At 50.7% G+C, this 23,345-nt stretch carries 2 protein-coding genes; both read left to right on the top strand.

Translation table 11 applies throughout. The features are described from left to right. Positions 1–3 precede the first annotated feature (3 nt). Positions 4–15,618 carry an SDR family NAD(P)-dependent oxidoreductase gene (locus NYE36_RS12575; protein ID WP_342496858.1) on the top strand — a complete coding sequence of 5,205 codons (15,615 nt, stop codon included), beginning with the start codon at positions 4–6 and terminating at the stop codon, positions 15,616–15,618. A 4-nt stretch (positions 15,619–15,622) separates the two neighbouring features. Next, positions 15,623–23,341, top strand: coding sequence for an SDR family NAD(P)-dependent oxidoreductase (locus NYE36_RS12570; RefSeq protein WP_265451354.1), 7,719 nt, complete (start codon positions 15,623–15,625; stop codon positions 23,339–23,341). Positions 23,342–23,345: the final 4 nt, after the last annotated feature.

Raw genomic sequence — 23,345 nt, 5'->3', positions numbered from 1 at the left:
GTTTTGGGTAAGGGAGACAAACAAAAAGACCGTACACAGTTATCCTTAAGAACAGAAATAAGCAATCAAATGAAAGAATTGAATCGGCTTTTGCTGCAAGTGCTGCGGATGACGCTGCGTTCAATGGGTCTGACCGGCGAAGCGCCGGCGGCTTCCTGTCTGCCTTTATATGAGCGCTGGCTGGAAGAAAGCATCCGTCTTTTAGACAGCGATTTTAAAAGCGGTAAAACGGCCGCGGTTTGGGAAGAGTGGCATAAGAAGAAAAACGAATGGCTGAAAGATCCGGATATGAAAGCGCAGGCTCTGCTGGCGGATACCGTCATTCAAGCTTTGCCTGACATTTTAACAGGCAAAATAAAAGCCACTGACGTGATGTTTCCCGATTCCTCAATGGAGCTTGTTGAAGGAATCTATAAGCATAATATTCTCGCTGATTATTACAACGATGTGCTGGCAAATGAAGCGTGTATGTATGTGGAAAATGTAATGAAAAACAATCCTGAGGCAAACATCCGTCTGCTGGAGATCGGAGCGGGCACCGGCGGAACGAGCAGCACACTGTTTAAAAAGCTCCGCCCCTATCAAAACCATATTCAGGAATACTGTTATACCGACTTGTCAAAAGCTTTTTTAATGCATGCCGAAAAGGAATACGGCGCGGACAATCCGTATTTGACGTATCAGCTGTTTAATGTGGAGCAGCCTGCGGCGGGCCAGGGATTACATCTGAGAACCTACGATATCGCTATTGCCGCAAACGTGCTGCATGCCACCAAAAATATCCGGAAAACCTTACGGACGGCAAAAGCCGTATTGAAAAAGGACGGTTTGCTGCTTGTTAATGAACTGGGCGGGCATACGCCGTTTACACATGTTACATTCGGCTTATTAGAGGGCTGGTGGCTGTACGAAGACGAGGCGCTGCGGATTCCGGGGTGCCCCGGTCTTTATCCGGAAACATGGAAATCCGTTTTAATGGCTGAAGGTTTTCATTCCATTCAATTTCCGGCTGAAAACGAACGTCTGCACACCCAGCAGATTATCACGGCGAAAAGCAACGGAGTCATCAGGCAGAGCAGGGAAGCTTACACCGCGCAAAAGCGCCAATCAAACGTACCGCAAACATCCTCTGATCGTCAGCTCCCCATCAAACAAGCGGGAGAGGGGCTTTCGGAAAAGACAGCGGCTTTTCTGATAAGGGCTGCGGCAAAAGTATTAAAAATGCCGGCAGAAGAGATAAATCCGCTGGCTCCTCTGGATGAATACGGCATTGACTCTATTCTGATCGTTCAGCTGACGAATGAGCTGCGGGATCTCGTCCCTGATATCAGCAGCACGCTGTTTTTTGAATACCGGACGATAGGAGAGCTTGCCGCATTCTTGGCTGAAACGAAGGAGCGCGAACTGCATGCGCAATTTTCTGAAGAAGTCCCTCATACTGAAGCGGCATCATCCGGCTCTTTGCTTGAAAAAAGCACAGAGTACCTGAAACAGATCGTCAGCGCCATCTTAAAGATGCCGATTGAGGACGTTCAAGCCCATACGCCCCTTGAAGAATACGGAATCGATTCCATCTTAATCGTACAGCTGACCAACCGCGTGCGGGAAGACGTCCCTGATATCAGCAGCACTTTGTTCTTCGAGTATCCGACAATCGGCGGATTAGCGGAATATCTCGTCAGCTCAAGACAGGAAGATATGGCTGGGATTTTCAAGACAAATAAAGAAGCCGAAAAGGCGACGCACACTTTACAGAAAAAGCAAAGCCGTAAAAAAAGCGCCGGATTGACGAAGCGCCAAGCGGCATCTTTTTCTGAAAAGGCGCCGCCTGCTTCCGAACCGCCGTCAAAACACTTTGAAGTGGCAATTGTCGGTCTTGCCGGACGGTATCCCGGAGCTGAAAATGTTAATGAGTTCTGGGAACGGTTAAAGACCGGTGAACACGGAATCACCGAAATTCCGAAAGACCGCTGGGATTGGCGGGACTACTATGATGAGACAAAAGGTAAGGAAGGCCGGATGTATACAAAGTGGGGCGGATTTTTAACAGATATTGATAAATTTGATCCGCTGTTTTTTAAAATCTCCCCGAAAGAAGCGGAGCGCATGGACCCGCAGGAGAGACTGTTTCTGGAAACCGCTTATGCGGCCCTGGAGGATGCCGGATATACCCCTGATTCACTATGCGCCGGTAAAAAGGTTGGTGTCTTTGCGGGTGTCATGAACGGCAACTATCCGACAGGGGCCCACTACCACTTTATCCCGAACCGCGTATCCTATGTGTTTGATTTTCACGGTCCGAGCATCGCGGTCGATACTGCATGCTCCTCATCCTTAACCGCCATTCATCTCGCCGCAGAAAGCATCAGAACAGGTGCATCTGAATGCGCGATTGCCGGCGGCGTAAACCTGATTACAGATCCGGTTCATTATATCGGACTTTCTTCTATGAGAATGCTGTCACCGTCAAACGCGTGCAAAGCGTTCGGTGATAAGGCTGACGGGTTTGTTGACGGAGAGGGCGTCGGCTGTATCGTGTTAAAGCCGTTGAAAAAGGCTGTTGAAGATCATGATCATATATACGGTGTCATTAAAGGAAGCGCTCTGAACGCCGGCGGCAAAACGAACGGGTTCACCGTTCCGAATCCGAATGCACAAGGAGAAGTGATCGCAGATGCGATGGAGCGGGCAGGGATTGACCCGAGAGCAATCAGCTATCTGGAAGCCCACGGCACCGGCACTTCCTTGGGAGATCCGATTGAAATCTCAGGGTTAACCAAGGCTTTCCGCCGCTATACGGATGCAAACCAATTTTGTTCCATCGGTTCTGTTAAATCCAATATCGGACACCTGGAAAGTGCGGCGGGCATTGCTGCGGTCACCAAAATTCTTCTTCAGATGAAACACGGATATCTGGTGCCGTCGCTGCATTCAAAGCAGCTGAACCCGGAAATTGATTTTGAAACTTCTCCTTTTATCGTGCAGCAGGAAACAGCGGAATGGAGACGGCCGGTCATAGAATCAGAAGGAGTAACACGGGAATATCCAAGAATCGCGGGTACATCTTCTTTCGGAGCGGGCGGTGCAAATGCCCACCTGCTGATAGAAGAGTATGAACCGGCTGAAATGACTTCAGCAGACTCCGGCCGTCCGGCGCTTTTTGTTTTATCGGCAAAAGATAGAGACCGCTTGCGCGAGCGGGCTCTGTTGCTGTCGGATGCCGCCGGAAACGGAACAATTACAGATGCGAATCTGCTTGACGCGGCATTTACCCATCAAGTCGGCAGGGTCCCGATGGAAGAACGGCTGGCGATAACAGCGGACTCTGTTTCTGAATTGGAACAGAAGCTGACTGCTTTTCTGAATAATTCCGGTTCTGTAAGCGGGGTGTTTACGGGCCGGAGTGATAGTGCTGTCACGGAGACGGGAGGCACAGTCAGTGAATGGATGGAAAAACGTCAATTTGACAGTCTTTTGAATGCCTGGGTTCACGGGGCGCCCGTCGATTGGGCATCTTTATATAAAGGCGCGCTGCCGCATCGTATCAGTCTGCCGTCTTATCCATTTGCAAAAGAAAGCTACTGGATGAAGCGGGAAGAACCAAAAACAGGAACAACTGAATATGTGCATCCTTTCCTGCATGAAAATACGTCAACCTTGGCGGAGCAAAGCTATCATACATCTTTTACAGGCCGGGAACACGTTTTCCAGGATGTGAGCGGGGAGCGGGTTTTGTCGGCAGCCGTTTATTTAGAAATGGCGCTTGCGGCTTTTCATCATGCGGCAGACAGCTCTGAAGAAAAAGAGATATGGATCCGAACGGCGGCATGGACTGACCCGATTACCGGCGGACATCACGGTGCGGGCATCAATCTCTCCCTTCTGTCTGAAGACGAGGAAGGCATCCATTATGAAATATACAGTGACGAAGAGAAGCTGCATCATTATGGAATCATCGGACAAGGGAACATACAGCCATCCCGCGTGCTTGATATTGCCTCCTTACAAAAAGACTGCCGCCCGCTGTCATTCGATTATGAAACACCAGGCACATCAGGTGTAACGATCAGTAAGGAGTTCCGCACCGTTGAAAAGCTTTATGCGGGAGAAAGTGCGGTTTGGGCGAAGCTTGCTCTCACAGATGAAAGCGGCTGTAATCCGGGATATCATCTGCCGCCGGAATTTCTGGACGCAGCTTTTCATGTCCTGGCAAAAACGGAGCCGTCAGTCCATATCGTGCCTGAAGCGGTTGAAGAACTGCGCGTCATGCGTCCGTGCTCATCCGGCATGTGGATGTATATGAATAAAAAGAATCAAACCGGCTGTGACATTCAATTTTGTGACGAAACCGGCACTGTCTGCGCAGAAATCAAAGGGATAAGAATGAGACAGCCGTCTCAGCAGGATCACGGGCAAGAGGAACAATCCGAGATGATGATATTTGAAGAAATGTGGACTCAGCAGCCTCTGAAGAAATCTATTCATGAAGAGCTGAAAACGGTCATCTGTTTTCTTACGGGAGAAGCTGCCAGAAAGCATGCTTATCAGTCTTTACAAACCCTTTATCCGGGAGCCGGCGTGTTTTTTATTTCACAGGGTGAGGAAACTCAAAAGCTTTCAAACACGCATTATCAAATTAAAATCACTGACGGACAAGCATATCAAGAAACGTTTCGGCATATTGAAACGGCTGCAGGCAAAGCGGATGCCGTTTTATATGGATGGCCGCTTGAAGATGAAAAGGCCGTGAAAGACTATTCCGTTCTGTATCATGTGATCCGCGCAGCTGCTTCTTTGCGTTCTAAACCGAGGCGGATCCTTCTTTCCGCTCAGTGCGGGAGCGATACCGATATCAGTTACGCCGAGTCATGGATCGGGCTGGAACGATCGCTGAAACTGATCTTGCCGGAGACGGATACGGCCGCGGTTTATTTTGGACAAAAAGGACCGTTTGAAAAGCTGATCCATAACGTATGTGAAGAACTTCACAGCGAGTCGTTCGGCAGTGTCATGTACAGTGGGGAAATCCGCCACGTCATGGAAATGAAGCAGACGGATATCGCCCCTGTTGAGAAGCGTGTGATAAAGAGCGGAAAAACGTACTTGATTACCGGCGGATGCGGGGGTTTAGGCTTGTTATTTGCCGGATATTTCGCTGAAAAAGGACCGGTTACGCTCATTTTGACGGGGAGATCAGCGGCAGCCGGCCCGGTGCTGAACAAGATAAAGAGATTGGAAGAATCAGGCGCCAAGGTGTTTTACGTGCAGGCGGATGCCGCAGATCAGGCCCAGATGGAGAAAGGTTTGCAAGAAGTGAAAGAGAAAGGATGCGGGCCGATTCACGGTGTCATTCACGCTGCAGGTCTTCAAGGCACTGAAAGCATTCTGGAGAAAGATCTGCAAACCTTTCAGCAAGTCTTATCGCCAAAAGCGGACGGCACCGCGGTGTTGGATCAGGTTCTGTCACGGGAGCCGCTTGACTTCTTCTGTTGTTTCTCTTCTTCTTCAGCGATTTTAGGAGACTTCGGTTCTTGTGACTACGCGATGGGGAACCGCTTCCAAATGGCTTTTGTCCGTCACCGGGATAAACTTGTGAGCCTCGGACTCAGAAGCGGCAAGTCACTTGCAATCAATTGGCCGCTTTGGAAAGAAGGGGGGATGCATGTCGGCACGGCGGAAAGCACCGATATGTATTTAAAATCAAGCGGACAGCGTTATTTATACACTGAGGAAGGACTCGAAGCTTTTGAAACATTGTTAGTCCAGCCGTCCAGCCAGTATCTCGTCCTGGCCGGTTTTCCGTCGAGGGCCAAACGCTTCCTGCAGATAGATCAAGGCGAACGGCCGATTTCGGGTTCTGTAAACAGGAACGTCCCGTTTTCAGGAAGGCGGAGTGAAATGAAAGGCTTTACACTGGAAGAATGCGTAAGCTGGGATGTGAAAGAACTGGCGGCGGGGCTTTTGAAAATAGACAAGAACAGACTGACGGACGCTGACAATCTGGCTGATTTCGGCTTTGATTCTATCAGTTTGGCGGAATTCGCCTCTTCTTTGTCCGCCCATTACGGAATTGAAGTGACACCGGCCCTGTTTTTCGGACATTCCACACTGGAGAAGGTCGTCCGCTATTTTCTGACGGAACACAAGTCCGTCATGGAGCATGTCTATGAAGAAAAGAAACCTGAATCCGCAGATCAATCTGTCTTTGAAAAGGCAGGAACGGAAAAGCGAAAGAAGCAGAGGGGAAGAAATAAGCTGAACGCCGGAACCGAGGGCAGTCAGGCAGCTGATTCCATTGCCATTATCGGCATGAGCGGCCGATTTCCTCAGGCGCGCACGGCGGACGAGCTGTGGGACATTCTGTTTCAGGAAAAGGATGTTGTCGCACCGGTCGCAAAAAAAGGCTTCACAAGTTCAAAATGGAAACTCGGCGCTGTACCGGGGGCGGACGAATTCGACCCTTTATTTTTTGAAATATCGCCGAGGGAAGCTGAAACGATGGATCCGAAACAGCGGCTGCTTCTTCAGGAAGCGTGGAGGGCCCTTGAGGACGCCGGCTACGGCGCCAGTCACATCAGGCAGCAGACGATCGGTATGTTTGTGGGGGCGGAAGAAGGAGATTATCACCTTTTAACACGGGACAAAGGCAATGTCACGTCTCATCATAACGGTATTTTGGCGGCACGGCTGGCTTATCACTTGAATTTATCAGGTCCTGTGATGGCGATAAATACAGCATGTTCTTCGGGGCTCGTTTCTGTCCATCAGGCGGTATTAAGCCTGCAGAATAAAGAGTGCACAACAGCTGTTGCGGCCGGGGTGAATATCATGAATACCCCGGACTTTTTTGAAACGATAGATAAAGCCGGAATGCTGTCGGAAAACGGGAAATGCTTCGCGTTTGATAAAAGGGCTGACGGCATGGTTCCGGGGGAAGCGGCCGCGGCGGTTGTTCTGAAGCCGCTGAGAGAGGCGGAAAAAGATGGTGATCCGATTTACGGGGTGATTCGGGCGAGCGGCATCAATTATGATGGGAAAACAAACGGAATTACCGCTCCGAGCGGCGTCGCGCAGACCCGGCTGCTTACTTCTGTTTATGACCGGGGCCGTATCAACCCTGAAGATATCGAATATATCGTCACACACGGCACAGGTACAAAACTCGGTGATCCGGTGGAAATTAACGCGCTTTATGACGCATTTTCTGCCTATACAAACGAAGAAGCTTTTTGCGCGCTCACATCAATTAAAACCAATATCGGCCACACGTTTGCCGCATCAGGCATTGTCAGTTTAATCGGTCTTTTACAGGCGTTCTCCCGTGAGATGATTCCCGCCAGTCTGCATTGCAGCGGGGAAAACCGCTATATCAACTGGGAGAAGAGTCCTTTTTATGTGAATAAAACGGGTAGACCGTGGCCTTCTCTGCCGGGTAAAAACCGAATGGGGGCAGTCAGCGCATTCGGGATGAGCGGAACAAACGCCCATGTCGTTATGGAAAGCTATAAGCGCAGCGCTTCACCTCATCGTGATGCCCCTGCATATTTACTTACTTTGTCTGCAAAAACAGAGGAGGCCCTTCAGGAAAAAATCGAAGATATGATCACTTGGGCGGAAAATGGCGGACTGAAAGAAAATGATCTGGCCCAGCTCAGCTATACGTTGTTAAAAGGACGGCATCACTTTAACCATCGCGCCGCCATCGTGGTGCAAGATGCTGATGACGCGGTGTATGTATGGAAGCAGGCAAAGCTTAATGAACATCATCCTTATGTGTTTTCGAGAAAAGTACCGCAGCATTTTGCAGGGCGTCAGCATATTCAGGAGCACATAATAGAAGTGCTCGGCAAGTGCAGCGCCTCATATTCTGACCATAGAAAATATCAGGAGCTGTTATGCGTGCTGGCAGATTTTTATTGTCAAGGTTATGAAATCGAAGGGGACTTGCTTTATGGCGGACCTTTGCCGCGAATCGGCAATCTGCCGGGCTACCCGTTTGCCAGGCAGACGTATTGGGCGTCCGATCGTCTTCAGGGAGAGCTTGAAAGCCGGAATTCAGACGAACGTGAAAAGCTTCACCCGCTGCTCCATGCGAATACATCGACCTTGACCGCCCAGCGCTTTACTTCTGTTTTTTCAGGGCATGAACCGTTTTTTACCGATCACATCGTCAATGGAAAACCGGTGCTTCCGGGCGCGGCTGCTTTAGAAATGGCCCGGGCCGCCGTTACGCTGGCTGCTGAAGACTTGCCCGGCGGGAAAACGGGTGTAAGGCTCAAACAGATCGTTTGGCTCCGTCCGGTGACGGCGCTTTCTGAAGGAGTGACGCTTCATGTAAAGCTTCAGCCGGGAGAAAACGGAGACATCGCTTTTGAAGCGTATGCCGAAGGAGAAGAGCCGCTTGTCTTTTTCCAGGGAAAGGCCGTGCTCGAAGAGACGGAGTGTGCTCCTGTTCTCGATGTGGAAGCGGTTCAGGCGCGCTGCAGCGGCCGTCACTTGTCAAAGGCTGAGTGCTATGAAGCGTTCGACAGCCTCGGCATCACCTACGGACCGTCGCATCAGGCGCTTGACGCCGTCTATGCCGGAAGCGGAGAAGTTCTCGCGAAGCTCACTCTTCCGCCGTCCGCCCGCGAGGAAAAGGATCCGTTCATCCTGCATCCGAGCATGCTGGACGCCGCCCTTCAGGCTTCTATCGGTCTCGTGCTCTCAGACGGTTCCGCGTCCGGACGGCCGTTTCTGCCGTTTGCCCTGCAGGATATGCAGGTGTTTTCTGCGTGCCGGGAGACGATGTGGGCGGTGCTTTCCTCAGCGGACGGCGCCTATCATATTGAGCTGTGTGATGAAAACGGCGCGGTATGTGTCCGATTGACGGGGCTCACCGCCCGTTTTCTGGAAGAGGAAACGGAGGAAAAACCGCTCTTGCTTCAGCCAAAGTGGCAGGAATCACCGCCGGATGAAGGCGGCGGACAAGAAGAGTCTTTCAGATACGTGACGCTGTATGGCGGAATGAACGCTGAGGACATAAGCGGCGCCGTATGTGCGGCTGACGGCGAAGGTCCGATTGAAGACCGTTATGACGCCTGCGCGGCGGAGCTGTCAGCGATCGTCACGCGTCTTATCAAAGAAAAACAGAAGAAAAAAACGCTGATCCAGCTTCTTGTCCCCGACAGGGGGGAAGACAATGTATTGGCGGGGCTGGCCGCTTTTCTGAAAACGGCTCACCTTGAACATCCGAAGCTGTACGGCCAAGTCATCCAAGCCGATCCGGACGAGTCAGCCTCGGCGCTTCTTGCCAAGCTGAAAGAAAACCGGGCGCATCCTGAACAAGCGGAAATCCGTTATGAAGCCGGCAAACGTCTCGTCAGAAACTGGCGTCACCTGCCTGCCCCTCAAAGCGGCGCCGTTCCGTGGAAAGACGAAGGGGTCTACCTCCTCACCGGGGGAGCGGGCGGCATCGGCCTGATTTTCGCTGAAGAAATAGCCTCCCGCGTCAAAAATGCCGTTCTCATATTAACGGGGAGGGCGGAAGCGCTTGATGAAGACCGCTCCGCCCGCTTACGGCGCTTGGAAGCGTCGGGTGCCCGTGTATTGTATCAACCGGTTGACGTGACAGACAGGGCGGCGGTCATCGCCCTCGTCCGCGGCATACAGGAGGAGCACGGAACACTCGACGGGATCATTCACGGCGCCGGCGTAATCGCTGACAATTACATTCTGAACCAGACAGAAAACGAACGGAAGACCGTCATGGCGCCGAAGGTGAAAGGGCTTATCAATCTTGATGAAGCAGCGAAAGATGTGCGGCTGGACTTTTTCATCCTGTTTTCTTCCTTGGCGGGAGGTATGGGAAATCCGGGGCAGGCCGGTTATGCGGCAGCCAACGCATTTATGGACGTTTATGCAGCCCGCCGGAACCGTCTCGTGCGGGACAACAGGCGGAGCGGGCAGACCCTGTCCGTCAACTGGCCGCTTTGGGAAGAAGGCGGTATGCGTGTGGACAAAGAGACCGAACAGCTGATGTACGAACAGACCGGAATGAAAGCCATGCGATCGGCCTCAGGCATCCAAGCGCTTTACGCCGCTTTTGCCTCCGGAGAACACCAGGTCATGGTGGCAGAAGGCGACGAAAAACGGATTCGCAGCCATATTTTCGATCTGGGCGAAGAACAAAGCGCCGCCGGAAAAGCTCCGGCAGTGGCAGATGCAAGAGATCTGAAAGATCAGGTTCAAGAGAAACTAAAGCGGCATGTATCAGATCTTTTAAAGGTAAGCATGAAAGATATCGAGGCTGACAGCGAACTGACGGAATACGGATTTGATTCGATCATTTTCACTGAATTTACAAATCTATTAAATCGGTCTTATCAGCTTGAGCTCAGCCCGACTATCTTCTTTGAATTTCCGACATTGCGCAAACTGAGCGGCCATTTGATATCTGAATGGAAAGAAGCATTCAGCGGCTTAGAAAGAGAGCGTTTAAAAACCGCTCCAAAAGCCGGAATAAGAAAAGCTGAAGCTCCGGCGGCCGTTCATGTCAAGCGGGAAACGCCCGTATCCGTAAAAGGAAAATCAGAAGAAAAAACCGAACCGATAGCCATTATCGGAATCAGCGGTATTTTTCCGCAAGCGAAAGACATAGATGAATTCTGGACACGTTTACAAAAAGGAGAGCATTGCATCACAGAAATTCCACGAGATCGCTGGGATTGGCGCGAATATTACGGCGATCCGGCAGCGGATGCAAATAAAACGTCAATTAAATGGGGCGGTTTCATAGATGGAATCGCCGGGTTTGACCCGCTGTTTTTCGGGATATCTCCGAAAGAAGCTGAAATGATGGATCCTCAGCAGCGTCTATTAATGATGTATGTGTGGAAAGCCATTGAAGACGCGGGGTACTCAGCAAAACGGATTGCCGGAACAAAAACCGGCATTTTCACCGGCACACTGGGAAGCGGATATCAAACTTTAATCAATAAGGCGGGTCTTCCTGTCGAGGGGTATACGATGACCGGAATCGTGCCGTCCGTCGGGCCGAACCGGATGAGTTATTTTCTTGATATCCACGGGCCGAGCGAGCCGGTAGAAACCGCTTGTTCAAGCTCTTTAGTCGCCATTCACCGCGCGGTAAAAGCCATTGAAACGGGAGATTGTGATATGGCGGTCGCAGGGGGCGTCAACACGATCGTCACGCCTGAAGGGCATATCGGTTTTCAAAAAGCAGGCATGCTCAGTGAAGACGGGCGCTGCAAAACATTTTCCGATCAGGCTGACGGTTATGTCAGAGGAGAGGGTGCCGGCATGATTGTCTTGAAAAAGCTTTCAGAGGCAGAGCATGACAGGGATCACATCTACGGCCTCATCCGCGGTACAGCGGAAAATCACGGCGGACGCTCAGCGTCACTTACCGCGCCGAATCCGCAGGCTCAGACGGATGTGCTGAAAAGCGCTTATCAAAAAGCCGGTATTCACCCTTCAACGATCACTTATATAGAAGCGCACGGAACCGGAACGGCACTCGGAGATCCGATTGAGATCAATGCATTGAAAAAAGCTTTCCAAACAGACGGGGCGCCGGGCGGATATTGCGGGATAGGCTCAGTGAAGACAAATATCGGACATTTGGAGCTCGCAGCAGGTATTGCGGGCGTTATCAAAGTATTGATGCAGCTGAAACATCGGACGCTCGCCAAAAGTCTGCATTGCGAGAACATCAATCCCCATATCAAATTGAAGGACAGCCCGTTTTACATTGTGACAGAAACAAAGGAGTGGGAAGCGCTGCGTGATGAAAACGGCCGGGTCCTGCCCCGCCGGGCGGGTGTAAGCTCATTCGGTTTCGGAGGTGTCAATGCGCATATCGTTATTGAAGAATACATGGGCAGAAGTGAGACGGAACAGCAGGAAGCCCGTGAGAAAGCGTCATCTCTTTTTGTTTTGTCGGCTAAAAATGAAGAGCGGCTGAAAGAAAGAGCGCGTCTCCTTCGCGACTTTATCAAAAACGGATCATCCCGCCATATCGATCTTGCAGATGCCGCATACACACTGCAGACCGGACGGGATGCGATGGAAGCGAGGCTGGGAATCATTGCAGGCTCCGCAGAGGAACTGACTGAAAAACTGAACGCGTTTCTGATGGGAAAAAACAGCGAAGATATCATCAGCGGCCGTAAAAAACGCGAGAATAACACGATCTCCATGTTCTCAGACGATAAAGACGCTGCTGACCTCGTCAGCGCCTGGCTTGAGAAAAAGAAATACAGGAAAGTGCTGCGGCTCTGGGCAAACGGATTTGACACGGATTGGGAGCAGCTGTATACGGACAGTAAGCCGCGCCGCATCAGCCTGCCCTCCTATCCGTTCAGAGCCGACCGCTATTGGGTGCCGAAACGGGAGCAGCTGCCGCTTTCGAATCAAAAAACAGTATTATTGCAGAAAACATGGGAGCCTTGCGAGGCAGTGTCTTCATCCGAGCCGTTCAACAACAAAATAGCGCTCATCGTCTCTGAAGATACAAAAGACCTTGCCGCCGAGGTGAAAAAACAGCTGAATGATGCTGACATTGTGCAGGAAAATCAGCTCATCTCTTTCTTACAGGGTCCGAACGCGGCCATCTATTCCGGGTTTATTGACTTCACCGGCTGCGGCTCCCGACAAAAGCGGCAGGACATCAGCTGGGTGGCATCGCTGCAGCAGCTGATTGAATACGGCCGCGGACAAGAAAACATGAAAATGCTTTATCTTACAAAAGGGCTTGAAGCCTTCAAAAATAAGGCTGCCGTTATGCATGGTATTGAAAAAGCGGGGCTTTATCGCATGCTGCGGCATGAATACAGCCATATTCTCACCTGTCACGCCGATATTGATCCTGAAGGGCCGCTGGAGCAGACAGCCGCTTTTATTAAACAAGAAATTGAATCAGACTTAACGGAGTCTGCTGTTTGCTATAGGGACGGCAAGCGCTTCAGCTATGTTCTTCGGCAGACTGATCAGATTGAACCAGAAGCCGTGCAAACAGACCGGACTGCGTTTCCAAAAGACGCCGTCCTGGTGATAACCGGAGGAACGCGCGGACTCGGCGCTTTATGCGCCAAGCATTTCGTTTCCGCATACGGTGTGAAGAAACTGCTTCTGACAGGCAGAAAGGAGCTGCCGCCGAAAACCGAGTGGGATCTTGAGCAAACAGACCCTGTCGTTTCGGAAAAAATACAGCTTATCCGGCAGCTGGAATCACAAGGCGTAAAAGTGTGCGTCTCAGCAGTTGATCTGACGGATAAGCAGGCCGTCGGACGGCTTATAAAAGAGGTAACCTCAACGCTCGGACCTGTCGGAGGCATTCTGCATTGCGCGGGAATTGCGGACCGTGAAAACCCTGCTTTTCTCCGCAAATCCAAAGACAGTATTGCGCGGGTGCTCGCCCCGAAAGCAGACGGCCTTCACAGTCTGTATGAGAGTGTAAAGGATGGTGCGCCGGCATTTTTCGTCCTGTTTTCATCTGTCTCGGCAGCCGTCCCGATTCTTGCGACGGGTCAGAGCGATTATGCGATGGCTAATTCTTACATGGACTATTTTGCAGAAAACAATGAGAGCGGCATCATTAGCATACAATGGCCGGCATGGGATGAGACGGGCATGAGCAGGGATATAAAAAGCGGGATTTATGAGCAAACGGGATTGCTGCGGCACTCTGACGCTGAAGGTCTCAAGATGCTTGATTACATTTTAAGAGAAAGACCCGGAGCTGTCGTGCTGCCGGCACAAGTGAAACATGATTGGGACGCCAAAGCGCTGGAAAATGCCAAGCCAGCCGCCCATAAAGGAATGAAAGCAGCTTCCAAACCTCCTGAAACAAAAAAACGGGAACATAACCGGATTGATATTCAATTTTGGCTGAGGTCGCTTTTGGCAAAAGAGCTGAGTATCGATGAAACGCATATGGATATCGATGTGCCTTTTCAGGAATACGGAATGGATTCTATCTTTCTGGCGCAAGTGCTGACAAAGATCGATCAAAAACTGCCGTCCGTTTCAATTGATCCGACTGTCCTTCTGGAACACCCTACCATAGAACAGCTCGCGGATTATTTAGCCGCACATTGTCCGGAAGCTTTTTCGGCAGATGCAGCGGTTCCCGCGGAGAAGGTCCCTTTGCAGAAGACGCTGAAACGGAGCAAAAAAACGGCAGATAACCCCGGGAAACGGGGAAAGGTTGCGATCATCGGCATGGCCTGCCATTTTCCGAAAGCGGGGGATATAAGAGAATTTTGGAAGAATCTCCGCAGCGGAACGGATGCCGTCACTGAAGTTCCGCCGGACAGATGGAACGCCGGGGAACACTATCAGCCGGGTGAATATCAAGAAGGAAAAAGCATCAGTAAATGGGGCGGTTTTATTCACGATATTGATCAATTTGATCCGGAGTATTTCAATATTTCAGAAACGCTGGCACCGATGATAGACCCGCTGCAAAGGCAGTGGCTCGAAGTGAGCGCGGAAGCTTTGGCCGATGCCGGTTATCAAAAAGAGGATCTCTGGGGCCGCCGTATCGGCGTTTTTGCCGGTGCAAGGGCAGGTGCGTTTCATCAGAAATTTCAATATTTGCAAAAAGACGCGATTATTGGCGCGGGGCAAAATTTTATTACCGCACACATGGCGCACATTTATAACTTTACAGGGCCCAACCTGGTCGTGGATACGGCCTGTTCCAGTTCGCTTACGGCAATTCATTTGGCCGTGCAGGCTATTCAAAATGGAGAAGCGGAAGCGGCCTTTGCGGGCGGGGTTGACATTTTGCTTGATGAAAAACCTTTTCTCACAATGAGCGCGGCGAGAATCTTATCGCCAAATGGCCGTTCAAAATCTTTCGATGCCGGTGCGGACGGAACAGGAATCGGAGAGGGCTGCGGTGTGCTGATGCTGAAGCCGCTCGAAAAAGCGATAGAAGACGAAGATAAAATATACGGCGTTATTGACGGCTCTGCGATTAATAACGACGGCAGCACAATGGGCGTGACGACGCCGAATCCCCGGGCGCAGCAGGACTTGATTGAGCAGGCGGTTCAATCAGCGGAAATCGATCCGGACACCATGACATACGTAGAGACGCACGGAACCGGTACATTGATCGGCGACCCGATTGAATTAAAGGGATTAACCAATGTCTTGTCTGCTTATTCCGATGAAAAACAATTTTGCGGTGTAGGAAGCGTCAAAAGCAATATCGGCCACTTGCTGAGTGCGGCGGGCGCGGCGGGAATCATCAAAGTTTTGCTGGCGATTGCCAATGAAGAACTGCCGCCGACTTTGCATTGCCATAAACCGAACCCCCGCTTCCAATTTAAAGATTCTCCGCTTTATCCTGTGCTTGAGCTGAAGCGGTGGAACGGAAAAAAAGAGATACTCAGGGCCGGGGTCAGCGCGTTCGGTTTGGGCGGGAATAACGCCCATATCATTGTCAGCAACGAAGGAATTCCGAAAGAGCGAAAAGCGGCCATGGAACCGAAAGGCGGCCAGACAGTATACCGAAAACAACGGTATTGGCCTGAAAAAGCACAGTTGTCCGAAGCGGAAGAAAATGAGGCGGGCACAGAAGCAATGTTTGAAATAAGCGAGGTGTGATAGATTGGCAGTTGCCACCGATCAAGTCAAAACGTTCCTGCAGAAAATCAGCCATACGAATTATATCGTCCGGGATCATCGCGTTCATCAAATCCGCGTCCTCCCGGGCGTGACTTTAATAGATATGCTGTATCGGCTCGCCGCCGGGTATCTCGGTGAACGGCCTATAGAATTAAGACAGATTATTTTTAAGCAGCCTGTTGTAACATCTGAAGAGTTTGATAAACACCTGTATGTGACCTTTACGTCGGCGTGTGACAGCTGGAAAGTTGAGATTACTAGCGAAAAAGCAAAAAACGGCACACCGCTTGGCGGAAACCGGGATGAGAATATGGAATGCCAGCTTTATTTGCAAGAAGACACGCCGCGGGCAAAAGAACTGAATATTGAAGCGTTCATGAAAAACGCAAGCCGAAAATGGGACATGCATGACATTTATGGAATTGCAAGAAGAAGCCATATTGAGCATGGCGAGTTTATGAAAAATGAAGGGGCCGTTTATCAGCTTCAGGATAAAGAAGAATTAATGGAGCTTACTCTGAGTGATTTGGCTGAAGGATTCCGGGAGAAATTTAAGGCGCATCCGGCTTTTTTGGATGCGTCCACCCTTGCCGGCTCTTCCTTTGCATTGTCGGCCCAAAAGCAGAATGACACACCTTATATTCCTTTTATGATCAATCGTTTTTGCATGTATCAGCCGTTTCCGAAAACGATTTACACTTATTCTGCGAAAAACAGCCGCACTGAAAGCGGCGTATCAGATAGCGAACCTGATGTTTATTCGGCCGACTTCACGATTTACGACAGGGCAGGGAACGTATTGGCCGAATGTGAGAAACTGACAGTAAAAAGGGTCAGACAAGAGAATATGATTACCCATCTGATAGACAAAGAGAAGCCGCCTCAGCAGAACAGAAGCGGCCGTGGTGAGTCGGAAAATTCTGTGGCCGCAGAAGACGTGTCTGAACAGCAAACGCCGGAACAAAACATGGTGACTTACATAAAGTCGGAAATCGCCAGGCTGGTCAATCGTCCGGCACAGGATATTGATGTGAGGAAAGGCTTTTATGATATGGGGCTTGACTCGGCGCATTTGCTGAAGCTTGTAAAGATATTAGAGCAGACTTTTCAGCAGCAGTTTTATCCGACACTGCTTTTTGAATATTCATCTGTCCGCCGCCTTGCGGATTACCTTATCAATGAAGCGGGCTGTGTGCTGAAAGGTTCGGCAAAAGAACGGCATACATCAGACGCTGACATTGCTGATGAAGTTCTGTTTTTTGAACCCGCCTGGAAAGATCATCCGCTGGGAACGGCGGTGCAGAACGGGCAAAAACACACCCGTCATCTCATTATCGCTGCCGATGCAGAACCCCGTCTCACAGGTGAACTCGTCATACATTGCCCGGAAGCGGAAGTGATAGAACTGAAAAGGGAGCATGAGGCTGCAGATGAGCAGTTTGGAGCAGATGCCGAGCGCATATTTCGTATGCTCAAACGGGAACTGACAGACCATCCGAAAGAACATACATTGATTCAGCTTGTATGCGCCGTTGAGAATGGAGCGGCATTGTCTTCCGCTCTCGGGGCTATGCTGAAAACGGCACATCTGGAAAATCCGGCTCTTCGCATTCAGGTCATCACCTTCTATGAAAAGAATGAGAAATTGCCAAGTGAGACGGCCGCAATCATTAGAACAGAAGCAGACTGCTCTCATGCAGGATGTACAGACATTCGGTATAAAGACAATATGCGGCAGATCAGATTGTTCGAACGTATTGAGAAACTGGACGGGCAGACACAGTCTCCTTGGAAACAAAACGGCGTATATGTCATTACAGGAGGCCTCGGCGGTCTTGGATTTCTGCTTGCCCGTCACCTTGCAGAAAAAGAAAAAGTGAAGCTCGCACTCATCGGCCGTTCGCCGGAACAGTCTGAGAAGATCAGCAGACTGAAAGCATTGGGCGCAGAAGTTCTTTACGTTCAAGCGGACATCGGCAGCAAAGCCGAAACAGAGCGGGCATTTGCTCAGATTACAGAAACCTTCGGCCGGCTGACGGGCATTTTTCATTGCGCCGGTGTTTTAAAAGATCAATTTATCATCCAAAAAGACAGTTCTGACTTGAAGGGGGTGTTCCTGCCGAAAATCAGCGGCCTGATTCATGCGGACGAAGCTTCACGGAATGAACCGCTTGAGTTTTTCGCCGTATTTTCCTCATTCTCGGCGTTGGCCGGAAATGCGGGCCAAATAGATTATGCCGCAGCGAACGCTTTTATGGATGAATATATGAAATATCGCGATTGCAGAGCGGAAAAAGGCGAACGGACCGGGGCTTCTATGACGATCAACTGGCCGCTTTGGGAAGATGGTGGCATGCAGGTTGACAGCTTGATGAAAGAGATCATGAATGATGCAACTGGCACCAGCCCGCTTCCGGCCGGGGAAGGGATGGCTGCACTTGAATATATGCTGCGTCTCGGCAAGCTGCAATCCGTTATTTTATACGGGAAGGAGCCCGCTGTAACTGAGAGCATGGCCCGATTGGTTCCGATGGCAGACAAGAACCGCTCTTCATTATCCCATGCAGCTGTAAAGAGAAGGAGCCGAAAACAAGAGAGACATACAGAAGAGCGCGATATTGCGGTAATCGGATTGGCGGGAAAATACCCGCAGGCGGGAAGCATTGATGAATTTTACCAAAATCTGCGCTCGGGGAAAGACTGCATCACAACAATGCCGAAAGACAGATGGAAAGGTTATCCTTTCTCATATGAAGCAGATCAGTTCTACCGTTACGGAGGATTTTTAGATCGCATAGACAGCTTTGATCCGCTGTTTTTCAATCTGACTCCTCGCCAGGCTGAAATGATGGACCCGCAGGCGCGGCTGTTTTTAGAGACGGCTTGGGAAGCTTGTGAAGATGCCGGTTTTTATCAGGACAGAACGGCGCGCGGGCCATCTTCGCAAAAGAGAAAACGCGTCGGGGTATTCGCAGGTGTGTTTTGGAGCCATTATGAGCTGTTCGGGGCTGAAATCACACAGCGGGGCACACCGCTGTCTATGGGCGTGACGCCTGCCTCTGTTCCGAATATCGTGTCTCACTGCCTGAACTTTACGGGACCGTCAATGGCTGTGGATACGATGTGCTCTTCTTCGCTCACATCCATACATTTGGCATGTGAAAGCATTAAAAGGGGGGAGTGCGAATTCGCCCTTGCCGGCGGTGTGAATGCGGTCACACACCCGCATAAATATGCGTTTTTGGCGAATGCCGGATTTCTGTCTTCAGAAGGCGTCTGCAAAAGCTTCGCCGACGGCGGTGACGGTTATGTGCCGGGAGAAGGCGTCGGCGCGGTGTTACTGACAACCGTTCAAGAAGCGGAAAGAATGGGCTGTCCGATATATGGCGTCATAAAAGGCTCCGCTTTAAACCATGTCGGAAAAACATCCGGTTTGACCGTGCCTGATCCGGCATCACAGGCGGAAGTCATTACAGATTCTTTTCGGGGTGCCGGCATTGATCCGGAGACACTGAGCTATATTGAAGCCCACGGAACAGGCACGTCTCTGGGTGATCCGATTGAAATTGAAGGGCTGAGCCGCGCTTTCCGCAAATGGACAAACAAGAAGCGGTTTTGCGCCATCGGCTCTGCCAAATCAAATATCGGCCATTTAGAAGGAGCAGCCGGAATCGCCGGATTAACAAAGGTGCTTTTGCAGCTGAAGCATGCAGAAATCTTTCCGTCATTGCACGCGGACACGCTGAATCCCCATATTCCGTTTCCGGACACGCCGTTTTATGTGGCGGACCGGCTGGAAGAATGGCAACGGCCGTCACATTCTGACCAGCCGAGAAGAGCGGGTTTAAGTTCTTTTGGCGCCAGCGGGAGCAATGCCCATTTTGTCATAGAAGAATATCTGCCGCCGCAGGCTGAAAAGAAATCGGTAAATATACGGGAAGACGAGCCGGTTCTGTTTCTGCTTTCGGCAAAAAATGAAGAACGCCTATTAGAATATGTCAAACGGTATGACCGCTTTTTACGGGAAAAAGAAGTCAACCTTAAAGACCTGGCCTACACGCTTCAAGCTGGCAGAGAAGCGATGCCTGAACGGCTGGCATTTATCGTTACATCCGTTTGCGGCCTGCAAGCGAAGCTGAAGGATGTGCTTGAACGGAAAACAGAAATTGAAGGATGTTTCCGCGGACGTGCTCAAGATGATATTTCATCAAGTGGAATGGCCGAGCTGCTGAAAAACAAGCAATATTCCAGATTGCTCACTGAGTGGGCAAAAGGAGCCGCCGTTGACTGGAGCCTGTTATACGAAGGAGAGAAGCCGAAACGGGTCAGCCTTCCTGTATATCCGTTCGCGAAGGAGCGGTATTGGGTGCCTGTGCCTGCGGATATCCGGAAACAGACAGACGAACCGGCGGAAAACCAAAAGATCATTCTTCAAAAAGACTGGAAGCAGCAAGATCCGGCGGAATCTGAAGCATTATCAGGAACAGTAATGATACTTGCAACTGATAAGACGAGCCGATTGGCCGATGCTCTTTTTAAAGGAAACGGCCATATTGAAACGATCTGCTTCATCCATCAGGCAAAAGACGGCGCCGATTATTATGCCGCCGCATCGGGGCGAAACCTTTACGGCAGAGTGCGGGAGTCTCTTCAAAACAAACAGATACTCGGGGTCGTCGACATAACCGCATATGACGCGGAATATGAACGGCAGGAAGAGATAGAACACGGAAAGCTTGCCTTTTTACAGCAGGCTCTGGAATCACTCCGTCATAGCGGCGCTGTGTTCAGCCAAGTGACACACCGCCTCCAGCCTTTCAAGGAAAGTAAACCTCTGATGCAAGGGGCGAAAACGGCGGGGCTGTACCGGATGCTGGGCGCTGAGTATGCCAACATTCATTCTTTTACGATAGATAGCGATTGTGCGATTGAGCATACAGAAGAATTAAGCAGACAGATTGAGACTGAATTTTTACAGCCGCGGGCCAAAAGCGGCAGTGAATGCTGCTACAGGCTGAATCGCCGTTATGTGCCGTTTCTGAAGCAGGGTATGAATGTTTCGGCGGCGCCTGAGCTTTCCTATTCGTCTGATGATGTGCTGTTAATAACGGGCGGATCGCGCGGAATCGGCGCAATTGCGGCGGAGCATGCCGTTTCACGCGGCTGCAGGAAACTGGTCATCATGGGGCGGGAGCCGCTTCCTGATTCCTCAGAGTGGGCAGACATGAAAAAGGACGGCATTCTCCCGGAAAAAGCCGAGCGGATGCAGAGGTTAGCCGAGCGGGGCGCGGAGATCCGTTATTACAGCGTTTCTCTTACGGATCAAAAGGGGCTCCGGAACATGACGGACGGCATCCGCGGCACGATGGGGCCGATTACCGGCGTTTTTCATTGCGCGGGTGCAATGGGAGAACACCCCGCTTTTTATAACAAAACCGAAACTGAAATCGAAAGCGTTTGCACGCCGAAAGTAACAGGGCTTCGCGGTCTCTTTGAAGCCGTTCAGAATGAGCCGCTGTCGTTTTTTATTTTGTTCTCATCCGTTTCGAGCCTGATCCCTTCGCTTGCTGCGGGGCAAAGTGACTACGCGATGGCTAATTCATTTATGGACTCTTTTGCAAATCATCAAGCAGGTAAAGGAAACGTGTTTGTTAAAGCCGTTCAATGGCCCGTCTGGAAAGAAACCGGCATGGCTGAAGGCCTGCCGGAAACACCTGCTTATCAAAAATCAGGACTTTCCAGGCTGTCTGCCGAAGACGGACTGAAGTTTTTAGATTACATCATTTTAAACGGACAAAGCTGCGGAATTCCTTGTGTTCCCGAAGACAGTGAGGCTGATTTTGGTGATCTTCTGAAGGTGAAGAAAGCTGAAGCTCCCATGAAAAAAAGCACTGCCGGTGACCAAAAGGTGAAGGATATGATTCGTCAATGGGTGCGCACCGTTTTCAGCGAAGAACTGAAAATGACGGATGAGCAGATAAAAGATGATATGCCGTTTGATGAATACGGGATTGACTCAATACTCTTTGCGGAATTGGTTCAATCATTGCAAAAACGGATCAGCATAAAGTTAACACCGTCCTTAATGCTTCAATATCAAACGATTACAGAAATGGTTGACTATTTCGCAGCGCATCATGAAGCCGATTTTGTGACAAAAGAAAATGGTTTCGTTCAAGACAGGGACGTAGAGCCTGATTTAGCCGCCGCCGCTGAAGAGAGAACATCCATGAAGCCGAAAGCGGATACCGAAGACGATATTGCCGTCGTCGGCATGTCCTGCCGTTTTCCGGGGGCGGGCGGAACGGATGCTTTTTGGGAGCTGCTGATGAAAGGAAACACCGCCATCCGGCCTGTCCCCGCAACGCGCTGGCATGCAACAGCACATGCAAAGGATTATGCGGGGTGGATTGATGATATCGACATGTTTGATGCGGGCTTTTTCGGCATCTCTGAAAAAGACGCGGCAATTATGGACCCGCAGGCGCGGATCATATTAGAAGAAGCGGTTCATTCTGTTTATGATGCCGGGTACGGCCAAAAGGATTTGTCGGGCCGGAAAGTCGGCGTGTACATCGGCGGCAGGGCGCAGCCTTCAGCCGGTATGGAACATATCCTGCAGGCGCCTAACCCGATTTTGGGGGCGGGGCAAAACTATTTGGCGGCCAACATTTCACGATTTTTGAATGTCACAGGGCCGAGCCTTGTCGTGGATACAGCATGTTCCTCAGGGCTGATCGGGCTGTCCTTTGCAAAAGACGCCCTTTTGGCCGGAAGGATTGACGCGGCCTTAGTCGGTTCGGTGAGTTTGCTCTTATCTCCGTCCGCGCACCGGTTATTCGGAGCACGCCATATTTTAAATGAGAACGGCGTGTTTCATATATTCGACCGTGAATCAGCGGGAGAAGTGCTCGGAGAAGGAGCGGGGGCGGTTTTTATCAAACGATTGAGCGATGCGGTGCGGGACGGAGACCGTATTTACGGCGTCATAAAAGCCGTCTCGGTAAACAATGACGGCCGGACGCTCGGTCCCGGTTCACCGAATATAAGAGCGCAGAGAGACGCCATTCAAACTGCGCTTGACATGGCGGAAAAGTCGCCCGAAGACATTGGATATATAGAAGTGAACGGAGGCGGTTCCCCAATCGTTGATTCGGTGGAAATCAAGGCGCTCTCAGATGTCTATCAGCTGAACCGGAAAACGCTTCTGCCCTGCCGGATCGGATCGGTGAAACCGAATGTGGGGCATTTGCTTCTGTCTTCAGGTCTTGCGGGCTTCATCCGATGTGTGCTGAGCGTCTATCATAAGCGGATTCCGCCTTTCTTATCAGCGCGTGAGCCATTTGAACATTATGACTTTGAAGCGTCGCGTATTCATTTTAATCGTGAACCCGTTGATTGGCATTCAGAGAAGAAACCCCGCGTCGCAGCTCAGAGTTCATTTCCTGACGGCGGGACAAATGCTCATATCCTCGTTGAAGAATACAGAGGTGAAAGGCAGCGGGAACATCACCGGGCGCCTCAGCCGCCGGAATTCAGAAAAAAACACTACCCGCTTTTGGGCGGCTGGAACAGCACGGAGAATGAAGCGGAAAAAACAAGTAATGAAAAAACAGACATTGCGGATCTTTTAAAGAAATATGAGAAAAAAGCAGAGACAAGCACTGCACCTGCAGACTCGTTTTGGCAGGTGACAACGTGACGTT

This window comes from Bacillus sp. FSL R5-0593 (assembly GCF_038603755.1).
GTDB classification, from domain to species: domain Bacteria; phylum Bacillota; class Bacilli; order Bacillales; family Bacillaceae; genus Bacillus; species Bacillus velezensis.
Note: the sequence above shows the minus strand (reverse complement) of the source record. Positions and strands in the feature narration are given on the sequence as shown.